Genomic DNA, 14,077 nt, shown 5'->3' on the forward strand with positions numbered 1-14,077 from the left:
TTTTCTATTCAAACCGGAACGCCAGCCGCCGGTTCGTCAGCTTAGCGAGCTGTTGCAGTCGGCCGTCCAGCCGTTCGCCGGCGAAATCGTGGTACTCGGCCGGGACGACGAATTCGAGATCCAGATCCGGGCTTGACGAACGGCGGATCGACAGGTTGCGCACGATGCCGGGCATCGAGGCCGAAAACAGATAGACGACGCGCAGCAAGCCGCCCAGCAGCTTGGCGCGCTCGATGAGCTGCGGCGTGGCGATGGTTGCCAGCGGCTCGGTCGCGCCGTCGTCGTGCAGGCCTTCGAAACGATAGTAGTTGGCAAGCGCGATGAAGGCGCGGCCGGCATGGGTGATGCCGACGAAGGACGTGTGGGCGATGATGTTCAGCGCCTGCAGGCCACGATAATCGGGATGGGCGCGCCAGCTAATATCGGCAAGCAGACAGGCCGCCTGGCGATAGCGGCTCTCTTCCTCTGTCTCGGTGATGCCGAAGAAGGGCATCATGCGGCCGGTCCATTCGGCAAGCTCGCGGGCATGCTCCGGCGAGCGGGCACGCAGGATGGCAAGTTCGCCGGCGGCCGTCAGCAGCGGGTCGCTATTGCGCTCCGCCTCGGTCAGCAGCGAATAGAGATAGCCTTCGCGCACGCCCTGGGCCGAGAATGTCACGACGGACGGCTTCATCGCCGCCAGCACTTCCCGCATCGCTACGGCACCAAAGGGTAGCAACGAACGGCGATGCTTGGAGATCGACAGGAATGCCGGATCCCGCGTTTCCTTGGCTTCGCCGATCTGATCGAGGAAGCGCATCATCTCATCGACCGGCACTTCATAGCCCTGCATCATGTGCAGCGGGTATTTGCGGATTTCCATGTGCAGCTTGGCGATGTTTCGCCAGGTGCCGCCGACCGCGTAGAAGGTCCGCCCCTCGCCCTGGCCGAGCAGCTTTGCCGTCTTTACATGCTTGCGGGCAAAGCTGCGGGCTTTCTCGATCGAGCCATTGGCATATTCCGACAATCGGAGACCGCCGAGCGGCAGGGTGATACCCTTGCCGATCTCCCGGTCCTTGATGTCGATCAACTCCAGCGAGCCGCCGCCGAGATCGCCGGCGATGCCGTTCGGATGGAAAAAGCCGCTGACAATGCCGAGCGCCGAAAACCGTGCCTCTTCCTCGCCCGATAGCACGCGCACTTTCCGCTGCAGGATCGTCTCGGCCTTGTGGATGAATTCAGGACCGTTGCTCGCCTCGCGGGCGGCAGCCGTCGCCAGGACATAGATGGTCGATGCACGCGCCTGGTCGGACAGCGCCTTGAACCGGTGCAGGGCGGCGAGCGCGCGCGCGACGCTCTCCTCGTCCATCTTTCCGGTCAAGGCTATGCCCTTGCCGAGGCCGCACAGCACCTTCTCGTTGAAAAGAATGGTCGGCGACCGCGAATGGCCTTCATAGACGACAAGACGAACGGAGTTCGACCCGATATCGACAACGGAGACCGGGGCTATACCGGGAAGGCGCCCCTGGGCTTCTGATTCAACCATGCAGGTCCAGTTATTTCTTGCGGCCCGACAACAGCCCGGCGATCAGTTTCGGCGCACTGGATTTCAGAGCTTCACCACGGCCGGACAGGCTGGGATTGGTCATGAAATACTGCTGCGCGTTGAACGGCTCTTTCCCCGCGCGCACCTCAGTACGCCTCGAAGTACCGTCCGGCAATATCTCGTAGCTCTGCTGATTGTCAATGATGTTGCCCAGCATGATCTGTGAAAGAACCTGCTCATGCACGGTCTTGTTGGTCAGCGGAACGAGGGTTTCGACACGGCGATCGAGGTTTCTCGGCATCATGTCGGCTGAGCCGATATAGACCAGCGCCTTGTCCGACGGCAGGCCATGGCCATTGCCGAAACAGAAGATGCGGCTGTGTTCGAGGAAGCGGCCGATGATCGACTTGACGCGGATATTCTCGGACAGACCTTGCACCTGCGGACGCAGGCAGCAGATGCCGCGCACGACGAGATCGATCTCGACGCCGGCATTGCTGGCGCGATAGAGCGCATCGATGATATCGGGATCAACAAGCGAATTCATCTTCATCCAGATCGCCGCCGGCTTACCGCTCTTGGCGTGCTCGATTTCCTCCTCGATGTGCTGAAGGATGCGCGGGCGCAGCGTATAGGGCGAAACGGCGATCTTCGTGCTCGGCTCAGGCTCGCCATAGCCGGTGATGAAATTGAAGATGTTCGCCATGTCATGGGCGATCTTCGGGTCGCAGGTGAAGTAGGACAGGTCCGTATAGATCTTGGCGGTGATCGGGTGGTAGTTGCCCGTGCCGAGATGGCAATAGGTGCGCAGCTTGCCGTCTTCGCGGCGTACGACCATCGACATCTTCGAATGCGTCTTGAGTTCGATAAAGCCGAAGACGACCTGCACGCCGGCACGTTCCAGATCGCGCGCCCAGCGGATGTTGGCCTCTTCGTCGAAACGGGCCTTGAGCTCGACCAGTGCGGTCACCGACTTGCCCAGATCGGCGGCGTCGATCAGCGCACGCACGATCGGGCTGTCGTTGGAGGTGCGGTACAGCGTCTGCTTTATCGCCAGGACGTCAGGATCGCGCGCAGCCTGGAGAAGGAACTGGACGACCACGTCGAAGGATTCGTAAGGATGGTGAACCACCATGTCCTTTTCGCGGATGGCGGCGAAGCAGTCGCCGGCATGCTCGCGGACGCGCTCAGGAAATCGCGCATTGTAGGGCTCGAAGCGCAGATCGTCGCGCGGAGCCTTGCAGATCTCGGAGAGGGTGTTGAGCGCCAGCAGGCCCGGCAGAACGGCGATGCGGTTTTCCGGTACGTTCAGCGATTCCACCACGAACTGGCGCAGTTCGAGCGGCATCTCCGAGTCCGTTTCGATACGGATCACCGACCCGCGGCGGCGGCGCTTCAGCGCCGTCTCGAAGAAGCGCACCAGATCTTCGGCTTCTTCCTCGACTTCGATATCGCTGTCGCGGATGAGGCGGAACGTACCTGAACCCTGCACCTCATAGCCGGGATAGAGCCGCTGAATGAAGATGTTCACGACATCTTCGAGCGTGATGTAGCGGATGACGTTGCTGGCGTCGGGCAAGCGGACGAAACGGTCGAGCGCCGGCGGCAGGCGCAGAAGCGCAGTCATCGGCTCGCGGCCGTTCATGCTGTTCAATTGCAGCGCGATCGAGAAGCCGAGGTTCGGAATGAACGGGAACGGATGCGCCGGATCGATGGAGAGCGGCGTCAGGACCGGGAAGATCGCCTGTTCGAATTCATTGGCGAGCCACACCCGGTCGGTGTCGGACAGAGCCGGCGGCCGGACGATCAGAATGTCTTCCTTGGCGAGGTATTGCTGCAGCACGGCAAGCGATGCCTGCTGCTCCATCTGCAGATTGTCGATCTCGCGCAGGATATCGTCGAGCTGTTCGGCGGGCGTCTTGCCGTCCGGCGTGCGCACGAGGATCTTCTGGCGAACCTGGCCCTCGAGGCCGGCGACGCGCACCATGAAGAACTCATCGAGGTTGCCGGCGGAAATGGAGAGGAAGCGGATGCGCTCCAGCAGCGGATGCGCCGTGTTCAGCGTTTCCTCGAGGACGCGGCGGTTGAACTGCAGCCAGGAGAATTCACGGTTGATGAAGCGTTCGGGGCTGCTCAGCAACTCGTTGATCGGCGGCGTGGCCTCCGGGGCTGGCTGATTGGCGTCCTGATGTTCCGTTACTGCCGAGTCCATGTTCCACCTACCCTCATCTGAGACCTTGCCACGTATAGCAGTTTGACGACGGAACTGTGACAGTTCCCCTGCCGCTCAATCTGCCGGGCCGGAATTGCCCAATTCATTCAAGACTTCAGCGGCCAGTATGCGTGTAATTCTCGTGCCGCGGCCAAGCGCCAGCCGGTCCAGCCGGTCGACGATCAACTGCGCGGCATTCAGGGACCGCTCCATCCGATTGACGATATAGAGGACAAGTTTGTCATCGATATAAAGCTGTCGGTCGGCAAAGAGTTTTACGATCACCTGCGACAATAATTCTTCATCCGGCTCGCCGATCTCGACGACGGTTGCCGCTTTCAGCCGCGAGCGCAGGTCGGGCAGCGTCACCGGCCAGGACATCGGCCAGAGCCTGCTTGTCATCAAAAGGCCAGTGCCGTTTTCCCTGACACTGTTGATGACGTGGAAAAGTTCAGTGTCGTCGAAGCCCAGACGATCGACGTCCTCGAAGATGACAGGCCCGTTTGCCGCGATAACGGCTGCGTCCGAGCCGGTTTGCGGATGGATCGGGACAGCGCCGCTTCTCTCGCACCAGATGCTGGCGAGATGCGATTTTCCCGAGCCGACGGGGCCGGCGAGAATGACCACCGGCGACGGCCAGTGCGGCCAGGAATCGACGATCTTTACCGCCGCGCTCAAGGGATCGGCGACCAGCAGGTCGTCCCGGCCGCTCGCGGCGTCATGGGTAAAGGCCAGGGGTAGCTGTTCGGCGGGCTTGCGCCTCAAATCAGCGTTCTTCACATCGGTCATGTCTAGTTTTTCTCAGGATTGCCGGCCTTGGCCCTACGCGCCTTATCGGCTTCCGAGTGTCCATAATAAAGGTCGCTCTGAAGGTATCGCGAAAGGGCAAAGCGAACAAGCACGCCGCAGGCGGCCGCAGCCGGAACGGCGACCAGCAGGCCGACGAAACCGAAGAGTGCACCGAAGGCGAAAAGCGCGAACATCAGCCAGACCGGATGCAGGCCGACGCTTTCGCCGACCAGCTTGGGCTGAAGCACATTGCCTTCCAGGAACTGGCCGGTGAAGAAGACGGCGAGCGTGAGGCCGACCCAGATATAATCCGGCCAGAACTGCACCAGCGCGACACTGACCGCGATGAACAGGCCGACCAGTGAGCCGACATAGGGAATGAAGCTGATCATGCCGGCGAAGAGGCCGATCAACAGGCCGAAATTCAGGCCGACCAGCGACAGGCCGACGCCATAATAGATGCCGAGGATAATGCAGAGCGAGCCCTGGCCACGGATGAAGCCTGCGATCGACTGGTCAATCTCAGTGGCAATCTGCCGGACGGTGGCGACATGATCGCGCGGCACCCAGGCGTCGACCTTGGCGATCATGCGATCCCAGTCGAGCAATATATAGAAGGCAACGACGGGCGTGATGACCATCAACGAAAGGATGTTGACCAGCGCCTTGCCGGAACTCCAGATCTGCGCGAAGAGGCCGCCGACAAAGCTCAGTCCGTCCGACATGATATTAGAGATATTGTCCTTGATGACGCCGATCTGATTGCGGATCCAGTCCGGCAACACCATCGTCTGGGTCTTGGCGATCAACTGCTGAAGCTGCTGCACATAGCCCGGTATGTGCTGGACGAAATCATTGAACTGATTGATGATGATCGGGATGAAAATCGTCAGCGCCAGGGCGAAGACCAGCACGAAGGCAACCAGAATGACGATCGTCGCCATCAGGCGGCTGAGGCCGATCCTTTCCAGCCGGTCCGCCACCGGATCAAGGAAATAGGCAATCGACATGCCGGCGATAAAGGGCAAGAGGATCGAGCTGAAGAGGTAGAGAAAGACAATGAAGGCGCCGAGCACAATCAACCAGAAGGTGACTTGACGCTTGAGGCTTGTCCCGCTGACTTGTTGCTTCATCGTCGTCCCCACTGCTCGCCGGCCTGCTGCCGCTCGCTTAGGACATAGGATGACGCCGCAATTATGGTCAAGCCTGCGGCCGGAAATCGGCCTTCAAGCACTGTGAAGCGGGGAAAATCGAGGCTTTCCCTATGTTAGCGCCTTGCATAAAGGCCCACGTCATGCAATGGCGACCCGATCAAGGCCCTGTCGCGATTGAAGGGCGGCCATCGGAGGCGTAAGCATGAGCCAGTCTGGAAAAAACGGTCTGACCTATAGCGACGCGGGCGTCGATATCGATGCCGGCAACCTGCTGGTCGAAAAGATCAAGCCCGCCGTGCGTTCGACGCGCCGTCCTGGCGCCGACGGCGAAATCGGCGGCTTCGGCGGTCTCTTCGATCTGAAGGCCGCGGGCTTCACCGATCCGGTGCTGGTTGCCGCCAATGACGGCGTTGGCACGAAGCTGAAGATCGCCATCGACGCCGATTATCACGACACTGTCGGTATCGACCTCGTCGCCATGTGCGTCAACGACCTCGTCGTCCAGGGCGCCGAGCCGCTGTTCTTCCTCGACTACTTCGCCACCGGCAAGCTCGACCCCGACCAGGGTGCGGCGATCGTCGGCGGTATTGCAGCCGGCTGCCGCGAGGCGGGCTGCGCATTGATCGGCGGCGAGACGGCGGAAATGCCCGGCATGTATTCCGATGGCGACTACGATCTGGCCGGTTTTGCCGTGGGTGCGGCCGAGCGCGGCCAGCTTCTGCCCTCCGGCGATATCGCCGAGGGCGACGTCATTCTCGGCCTCGCCTCCTCCGGCGTTCATTCCAACGGCTTCTCGCTGGTGCGCAAGATCGTCGATCTCTCCGGCCTCGCCTGGGATGCACCCGCTCCCTTCGCAGAAGGCAAGGCGCTGGGCGAAGCCCTGCTGACGCCGACGCGTATCTATGTGAAGCCGCTCCTGAAGACGATCCGCGAGACCCATGCCATCAAGGCACTCGCCCACATCACCGGCGGTGGTTTCCCGGAAAACATTCCGCGCGTGCTGCCGAAGCATCTGGCCGCCGAGATCGATCTGGCCGCCGTCGAGGTGCCGCCGGTATTCTCGTGGCTCGCCAAGACCGGCGGCGTCGAGGCCAAGGAAATGCTGCGCACCTTCAATTGCGGCATCGGCATGATCGCAGTTGTCTCCGCTGAGAATGTCGACACCGTCAAGGCCGCCCTTGAGGCCGAAGGCGAATCCATCGTCACACTCGGCCGCATGATCGCCCGCGACGAAGGCGCTGCCGGCACGGTCTACAAGGGTACGCTGGCAATATGAGTTCGGCCCGCAAACGCGTCGTCGTCTTCATTTCGGGCAGCGGCTCCAACATGATGGCGCTGGTCAAGGCGGCTGCGGCTTCGGACTACCCGGCCGAGATCGTCGGCGTGATTTCCGACAAGGCGGATGCCGGCGGACTGGCGAAGGCCGCCGCCGAGGGCATCGCCACCTTCGCCTTCGTGCGCAAGGATTTCGCCAGCAAGGACGCGCATGAGGAGGCCATCCTCGCGCAGCTCGAGGCACTGTCGCCCGACATCATCTGCCTTGCCGGCTATATGCGTCTGCTCACCGGCCGCTTCATCCAGAGCTACGAAGGCCGGATCATCAATATTCACCCATCGCTGCTGCCGCTTTTCCCCGGCCTACATACACATCAGCGCGCCATCGACGCCGGCCAGCGGATCGCTGGCTGCACCGTGCATTTCGTGACCGAAGGCATGGACGAAGGTCCGGTGATCGGCCAGGCCGCCGTGCCGGTGCTCACCGACGATACCGCCGATGCTCTGGCCGCCCGCGTGCTGACGATCGAGCATCAGCTCTATCCGCAGTCGCTGCGACTGCTGGCGGAAGGCAAGGTACGGATGGAAGGCGGCAAGGCCATTGCCACGGCAAAGACACCGGCTGTCGCCGGACAGCAGATCCTGTCCCTGCTTGGCGACGTCAGCCGGATCTAGTCGAACTTCCCCCTCAGGCAGCCATCGCCATCAGCGGATGCAGCGTGCCATCACTATAGACGACGCGGCCGTTGCGGAAGGTCGCGCGGATGCGGTGAACCGCACCGTGCTCGACAGCCACCAGATCTGCCTTCTGTCCGACAGCGATCGCGCCGCGGTCCGTCAAGCCGGCAGAGCGCGCAGCATTTGCCGTCGCCATGGCGACCGCCGCAGGCAGGCCACCACTGGCAACTTCGGCAATCTTGAAGATCGCCGGCACGAAGGCAGCCGGATGATAGTCGGCGGCGATGATGCCGAGCAGGCCCGCTTTCGCCGCATCGAGAGCGCTCAGATTGCCTGACATGGACTGACCCCGCAGCGCGTTCGGGGCGCCCATCAGCGTCCAGAGGCCACGACGATGCGCCTCTTCGGTAGCCGGCAGCGTCACCGGGAATTCGCTGATCGTCACGCCAAGATCATGCATCTCGGCCACCTTCTCTGCGCTATCGTCATCATGCGACGCCAGCGACAGCTTATGCTTCAAGGAGAGGCCGACGATGTCGTGCAGCTTGCGCTCGATATCCGGGTCCTGCCGCATGGCGATACGCCGGGCCACCATCTCTTCCGCCGCTTCCCGTGACATCGAGCGGCGCTCGGACATGCTGAGCACATAGGCCTCGATATTATTGTATTGCCCCTGCCCCGGCGTGTGGTCGGTCAACGACACCATATCGACGACGCCATCCTCCAGCAGCCGCTCCAGCGTCGGTGCGGCGCCGACATTGGTGATCTCGTAGCGAGCGTGGACGCGATGGTCGATCAGCAGGTGATCGCGTAGGCTGCTGATGCCCTTGATGACTGCCGAAGTGGTCTCCAGCGAGCGCACATGACCGTAGACGCTTTCCGTGGCGAAGGAGACGGCTGCGTAAGCGGTGGTGACGCCGGCTGCGGCAAGCTTCTTGTCGAGTTCGTGGATGCCGAAATCGATCGGCATGGTCGCATTCGGGCGCGGCGCGATCTCGCGCTCGATCATATCGCCGTGCAAATCGACAAAGCCCGGCATCAGCAACCGTCCACCGCCGTTAAAGGTCGCGTTCGCCACTGGCTCGGCGCGGATTTCGGCGATCACGCCGTCCTCGATGCGAACGGAACCCTGATCGACGACCTCATTGGGAAGAACGAGCGTGAAATTGCTGAGCCACATCGGCTTTCTCCTAGAATAGCGTCAATTGTTTCAAACACATGACAATAGTCCGGACCTATCCGGCGAATGCCTCCCGATAGGCGCGATTCGTGACACCGTGATGAAGATCGCAGCACTGATTTTGACAGTGCTTGCACGCTTCCAAACGACCTATCCCAAGCTCGCCCTGTTCAAGGCGGCCCATTGCAGCAACATGACCGTCTTGGCGTCGTAGATCTCGCCGGCCTCGATCATCGCCACCGCATCGGTCAGCCGGACTTCGAGCACCTCGATGTCCTCGTGTTCCTCAGCAAGCCCGCCGCCGTCAGCGATACGGTCCGTGGTGTCGATGACGGCGGCGAAGAAATGGATGATTTCGGTGACCGCGCCCGGCGAGGTGAATGTCTTGAAAAGAAACCTGATATCGCGGACGCGGAAGCCGGTTTCCTCCATCGCCTCGCGGCGGATCGCCTCTTCCGGATGATCGCCATCGAGCAAGCCGGCCGGCACTTCGATCATCCAGGCGGGAAAACCGGTGAGATAGGCCGGCAGGCGGAACTGCCGCACGAGGATGACCGTCTCGCGCTTGGGATCGTAGAGCAGAATGCAGGCGGCCGGTGTGCGATGATAGATCTCGCGCTTCAGCCTGTGCGTCTCACCGCTGGAATCCGTATAGTCGATGTCGTAGTTGCTAAGCCGCGTCCATTGATCCGAGAGCGTCTTCTCGTTGACGATCTCGACCTTCGCCTTTTCGAACTTCGTCATCTCGCATCCTTGCGCAGCCAGACCTTGTTGTCGTGAACGGCCGCGCCGCCATAGGGAGCGACGGGATCAGCGCCGGTGAGCACATTGATGCCCTCGCCATCGACATGCGCCTTGTTCGGCCACAGCCCCTCGGCGATCAATACACCGGGCTTCACTTCCGTCGTGATGCGCGCATGGAGGCGGATGTCGCCCCTGATATTGCCGATCTGGATGAGATCGCCATCGATGACGTCAAGCGCTGCGGCGTCCGCTGGATTGATCATCACCTCTGGGCGGCCCTCCTTTAGGCGTGAGGTCTTGGTTTCCGCGAAGCTCGAATTCAGGAAATTGCGCGCCGGCGAAGTCGCAAGCCGGAAGGGATGGTCCGGATCGGCAACTTCGATGACATCGACTTGATCCGGAAACTCCGGCAGTTCAATGTGCGGACCGAGCAAGCCGACAGCTTCCGGCGGGCGGTTCGGAGCGGGCTGGTTGACCCAGTCCGGACGGAAACGGAACTTGCCGTCGGGATGGGCGAAGCCGTTGAGGAAGTGCGCCTCCTCGAAAGCCGGCTGACGGTCAAACCATTTATGCTCGAGGAAGTAATCGTAATCCGGCAGGCCGCTATCCGACAGGAGACGGTCGACCATCTCGCGCGCGGAAAAGCCGAAACCGGGACAATTGGCGACGCCGAGGCGCTTGGCCAGTTCCTCGATAACGAAGAGATTGCTGCGCACCGCCGAAGGCGGCTCGACCAGCTTGGGGCCGAGCAGGATGTGGTTCTGGCCACCGGCGCGATAGATATCGTCATGCTCGACGAACATGGTGGCGGGGATGACGATATCGGCCATTTCGGCGGTATCGGTCATGAATTGTTCGTGCACGGCGACGAAGAGGTCGTTGCGGGCAAAGCCGCGCTTCACCAGCCGCTGTTCCGGCGCGATGTTCACCGGATTGGTGTTCTGGATCAGCATCGCCGTCACCGGCCCGCGATGGCGCAGCGCCACGGCATCGCCAGTGAGCGCGCGGCCAATCTGCGACTGGTCGATCATGCGGATATCCTGATCCAGCATCGACCGGCCAGTCAGTTCGCTGCTGTCCATGCGAAAAATATCGCTGTTGGAATGAAAGGCACCGCCGCCCTCATACTGCCAGGAGCCGAGCACCGTAGCGATCGAGGCCGCCGCATGCATGGCGACGGCGCCGTTGCGCTGGCGGGTGAAGCCGTAGCCGAGACGGAAATAGGATTTCTTCGTCGTGCCGACGAGTTTGGCGAAGGTCTCGATCTCATCTACGGACAGGCCGGTGATCGCTGCCGCCCATTCCGGTGTCTTGGTCTGCAAATGCGCTTCCAGACCGGCGGGATCGTCAGCATACTTGGCCATATAGGCGCGGTCGGCATAGCCGTCGCGGAAGGCGACGTGCATGACGGCGCAGGCGAGTGCCGCATCCGTGCCCGGCCTGACGATCAGCGCCAGATCGGCCTGCTTCATCGTCGGATTGTCGTAGATATCGATGACGACGATCTTGGCGCCGCGCTCCTTGCGCGACTTCACCGCATGGGTCATCACGTTGACCTGGGTCGCAACCGCGTTGGTGCCCCAGATCACCACACAATCAGTACGGCCCATTTCATGTGGGTCCGGGCCACGCAGCGTGCCGGTCGCCATGGTAAAGCCGGTCCAGGCGGGATTGGTGCAGATCGAGGAGAAGAAGCCGGAATAGCGCTTGGCATGCCGCAGGCGATTGATGCTGTCGCGCTGCACCAGGCCCATGGTGCCGGCATAGTAATACGGCCAGACCGCCTCGCTGCCGTCCCTCGCCTCGGCCTTGACGAAGGCATTGGCGATCTCGTCCAGCGCGTCGTCCCAAGAGAGCTCCTGCCAGCGTCCGTCGCCCTTAGCGCCAGCGCGGCGCAGCGGCTTCATCAGCCGGTCGGGATGATAAAGCCGCTCGGCATAGCGGGCGACCTTGGCGCAAATGACGCCCGACGTATAGGAATGGTCCCTCGCGCCGCGCACGCGACCGACCTTGCCATCCTCGGTCAGATCGATCTCCAGCGCACAGGTGGAGGGACAGTCGTGCGGACAGGCCGTGTGACCTATCTTGGATTTGGCTGGAATGGGGGTCGCAATGTTCATCGTATTTGTATATTTCAAGCCATGTCCGGCCAAAAGGCATAATCTCGCCCATCGCAACAAATCATACGGACTTCACCGAAAATGAACTATCGGCATATCTACCACGCAGGCAATTTCGCCGATGTGCTCAAGCACGCGGTGCTCGCCCGGCTCGTCCGCTACATGCAGAACAAGGACAAGGCGTTCCGCGTTCTGGACACCCATGCCGGCATCGGACTCTACGACCTCTCCTCGGAAGAGGCGCAGAAGACCGGCGAATGGCAGGACGGTATCGGCCGGCTTCTCGACGCCGAACTCGTGCCGCAGCTCGCCGATCTGCTGGAGCCCTATCTGACCGCCGTTCGCGAGCTCAATCCCGATGGCGGCCTGCAATTCTATCCCGGCTCGCCGAAGCTTGCCCGCATGCTGTTCCGCCCGCAGGACCGGTTGTCGGCCATGGAACTGCACCCCGAGGACTTCCAGCGGCTGCACCGGCTGTTCGAGGGCGACCACCATGCCCGCATCACCGAGCTCGACGGCTGGCTGGCGCTCGGCGCGCATCTGCCGCCGAAGGAGAAGCGCGGCATTGTGCTGGTCGATCCGCCCTTCGAGGAAGACGGCGAATATGAGCGGCTGGCGGATGGCCTTGCCAAAGCCTGGCGCCGCTTTCCCGGCGGCACCTATTGCCTTTGGTATCCGATCAAGAAAGATGCGCCGATCAAGGCCTTCCACGAGGCGCTGCAGGCATTGGAGATCCCCAAGATGCTCTGCGCTGAACTGACGGTCAAAAGCGACCGCGGCTTCACCGGGCTGACCGGCTCCGGTCTCATCATCGTCAACCCACCCTTCACGCTGAAAGACGAGCTGCACGCGCTGCTGCCGGCGCTGAAAGATATGCTGGCGCAGGACCGTTTTGCCTCGCAACGGGCCTTCTGGCTGCGCGGCGAGCACTGAATTTCATTCCGTACATGACAAGGTGAATCCATGAAGCTGCTCTGCTCGTCCACCTCCCCTTTTTCCAGCAAGGTGCGGATGGCCGCCCGGCATCTCGGCATCGAGATCAACGAAATCCGCGTCGACACCAATGCCGGACCTAACGTGCTGGTCGACAACAATCCGCTCGGCAAGATCCCGACGCTATTGACGGATGACGGCGAAGCGATCTTCGACAGCCGCTCCATCATGCAATATTTCCATCGGCGGAAAGGCAAGAAGCTCTATCCCGCGAAAGACAGCAAGCGTACTGAAGCCGAAGTGCTGGAAGCGCTTTGCGACGGCACCAACGAATGCCTGCTATCGATCGTCTACGAACGCCGCCTGCGCGATCCGGACAAGCAGCATCAGCCCTGGATCGACCGCCAGTGGACGAAGGTCGGCCGCGCCCTCACCCATCTCAATGCCGAGCCGCCGAAGATCGGCAAGAAGCTGCATGGCGGGCACTTTGCGCTGGCTTCCCTGCTTGGCTACCTGCAATTGCGGTTCGAAGGAGAATGGGAAGCGGACCACGCTGACCTGATCGGCTGGGCACGCAAGTTCGAAAAGCATTTCCCCGACTATCAGTCGATGAAGCCGCAGGGCTGATTGTCGTCAAGCTCCCGCATGACGAATGCGCGGATCCACCAGCATACTGAAACGAAAAAAGCCGGGGCAAAACCCCGGCTTCTTCGTCAGACATTGCTGTCAGATGATTAGAACTTCACGCCGATACCGACCTTGACGCTCTGCTCGTCGTAACCGCGAGAGAAGTTGCCAGAGTCGAGGTTGAACTTTTCCTTGCCGTAGTCGGTGTAACGATATTCGATACGAGCCGTTACGTTGTTGGTCAGGAAGGTTTCAGCACCGGCACCAACCGTGTAGCCGACAGCGGTCTTGCTGTCAGACGAGGTGTCGTCGGAAAGCTTGTTCTGGCCGACAGCCAGACCGGCCGTGCCGTACAGCATGAACGGGTTGAAGTCGTAGCCGAGACGACCGCGAACCGAGCCGTTGACGCCGTTCTTGGCAGTCAGGCCGTTGCGGCTCGCGTCCAAACCGGAGTAGCCGAGGTCAGCTTCAACGCCGTATACGATCTGGCCCTGCTGCCAGTTGTAACCGGTGAACGCCTGGCCGCCGAAGCCGTAGCCGTTGCCAGTGCGCTTGTGGAATTCACCCTTCTGCCAGTCACCTGCACCACCGATGTAAAAACCGGACCAGTTGTTGATGGCCGGAGCGGCGTCCTGTGCAACAGGCGGCTGCGGAATCTGCTCTACGGCGTCTGCGGCATGAGCTGCATTGAAGCCGCCAATAGCAAAGGCGGAGACCATGAGGGTCTTGATAAGAGTACGCATACTTTTCTCCTTTCAGGCTCGTGTTCTTGGTCTACTGTTGTCGACTTCGGAGCACCACGAGCAATTACTAAATGTCCCCTCCCGGATCGACACTGAA

General features: G+C 61.4%; 12 protein-coding genes. 4 read left to right on the forward strand and 8 right to left on the reverse strand.

Features of this window, described 5'->3' with window-relative positions:
- Nucleotides 1-4: 4 nt before the first annotated feature.
- The 4 genes from ppx to AC1RO0_RS18050 all read right to left on the reverse strand — a co-directional run bounded on the left by ppx (nucleotide 5) and on the right by AC1RO0_RS18050 (nucleotide 5,659).
- Nucleotides 5-1,525: an exopolyphosphatase gene (gene ppx / locus AC1RO0_RS18035; protein WP_498594206.1), complete on the reverse strand. Its 1,521-nt coding sequence runs from the start codon at nucleotides 1,523-1,525 to the stop codon at nucleotides 5-7.
- A gap of 10 nt (nucleotides 1,526-1,535) precedes the next feature.
- A complete protein-coding gene (locus AC1RO0_RS18040) occupies nucleotides 1,536-3,737 on the reverse strand; it encodes an RNA degradosome polyphosphate kinase (RefSeq protein ID WP_498594207.1) in 2,202 nt (733 codons plus the stop codon).
- A 75-nt stretch (nucleotides 3,738-3,812) separates the two neighbouring features.
- Nucleotides 3,813-4,526: a DnaA regulatory inactivator HdaA gene (hdaA, locus tag AC1RO0_RS18045; protein WP_498594208.1), complete on the reverse strand. Its 714-nt coding sequence runs from the start codon at nucleotides 4,524-4,526 to the stop codon at nucleotides 3,813-3,815.
- 2 nt (nucleotides 4,527-4,528) lie between these two features.
- The gene (locus AC1RO0_RS18050; protein ID WP_498594209.1) at nucleotides 4,529-5,659 is read right to left on the reverse strand and encodes an AI-2E family transporter; all 1,131 of its coding nucleotides are present in this window, start codon (nucleotides 5,657-5,659) and stop codon (nucleotides 4,529-4,531) included.
- Nucleotides 5,660-5,882: 223 nt separating this feature from the next.
- On the opposite strand from AC1RO0_RS18050, the gene purM reads away from it, so the two are divergent.
- Together purM and purN are read left to right on the forward strand one after the other, a co-directional pair.
- On the forward strand, nucleotides 5,883-6,956 hold the full coding sequence (gene purM, locus AC1RO0_RS18055; RefSeq protein ID WP_498594210.1) for a phosphoribosylformylglycinamidine cyclo-ligase: 1,074 nt from the start codon (nucleotides 5,883-5,885) through the stop codon (nucleotides 6,954-6,956).
- Complete coding sequence (gene purN / locus AC1RO0_RS18060; protein WP_498594211.1) at nucleotides 6,953-7,630, forward strand: phosphoribosylglycinamide formyltransferase; 678 nt, start codon at nucleotides 6,953-6,955, stop codon at nucleotides 7,628-7,630. The genes purM and purN overlap by 4 nt, the downstream gene beginning before the upstream one ends.
- A gap of 13 nt (nucleotides 7,631-7,643) precedes the next feature.
- On the opposite strand, the gene AC1RO0_RS18065 is transcribed toward purN, so the two are convergent.
- The 3 genes from AC1RO0_RS18065 to AC1RO0_RS18075 all read right to left on the reverse strand — a co-directional run bounded on the left by AC1RO0_RS18065 (nucleotide 7,644) and on the right by AC1RO0_RS18075 (nucleotide 11,677).
- Complete coding sequence (locus AC1RO0_RS18065) at nucleotides 7,644-8,813, reverse strand: alpha-D-ribose 1-methylphosphonate 5-triphosphate diphosphatase (RefSeq protein WP_498594212.1); 1,170 nt, start codon at nucleotides 8,811-8,813, stop codon at nucleotides 7,644-7,646.
- A 150-nt stretch (nucleotides 8,814-8,963) separates the two neighbouring features.
- Nucleotides 8,964-9,557, reverse strand: a complete 594-nt coding sequence (locus AC1RO0_RS18070) for an NUDIX domain-containing protein (protein WP_498594213.1) — start codon at nucleotides 9,555-9,557, stop codon at nucleotides 8,964-8,966.
- Nucleotides 9,554-11,677, reverse strand: coding sequence for a molybdopterin-containing oxidoreductase family protein (locus tag AC1RO0_RS18075; protein ID WP_498594431.1), 2,124 nt, complete (start codon nucleotides 11,675-11,677; stop codon nucleotides 9,554-9,556). The genes AC1RO0_RS18070 and AC1RO0_RS18075 overlap by 4 nt, the downstream gene beginning before the upstream one ends.
- Before the next feature lie 81 nt (nucleotides 11,678-11,758).
- On the opposite strand from AC1RO0_RS18075, the gene AC1RO0_RS18080 reads away from it, so the two are divergent.
- On the forward strand, nucleotides 11,759-12,610 hold the full coding sequence (locus AC1RO0_RS18080; protein ID WP_498594214.1) for a 23S rRNA (adenine(2030)-N(6))-methyltransferase RlmJ: 852 nt from the start codon (nucleotides 11,759-11,761) through the stop codon (nucleotides 12,608-12,610).
- Nucleotides 12,611-12,640: 30 nt separating this feature from the next.
- Entirely contained in the window at nucleotides 12,641-13,237 is a 597-nt protein-coding gene (locus AC1RO0_RS18085; RefSeq protein WP_498594215.1) for a glutathione S-transferase, read from the forward strand.
- A gap of 107 nt (nucleotides 13,238-13,344) precedes the next feature.
- On the opposite strand, the gene AC1RO0_RS18090 is transcribed toward AC1RO0_RS18085, so the two are convergent.
- Complete coding sequence (locus AC1RO0_RS18090) at nucleotides 13,345-13,980, reverse strand: outer membrane protein (RefSeq protein WP_498594216.1); 636 nt, start codon at nucleotides 13,978-13,980, stop codon at nucleotides 13,345-13,347.
- Nucleotides 13,981-14,077: the final 97 nt, after the last annotated feature.

The organism is Rhizobium sp. GW821-FHT14E12, assembly GCF_058803745.1.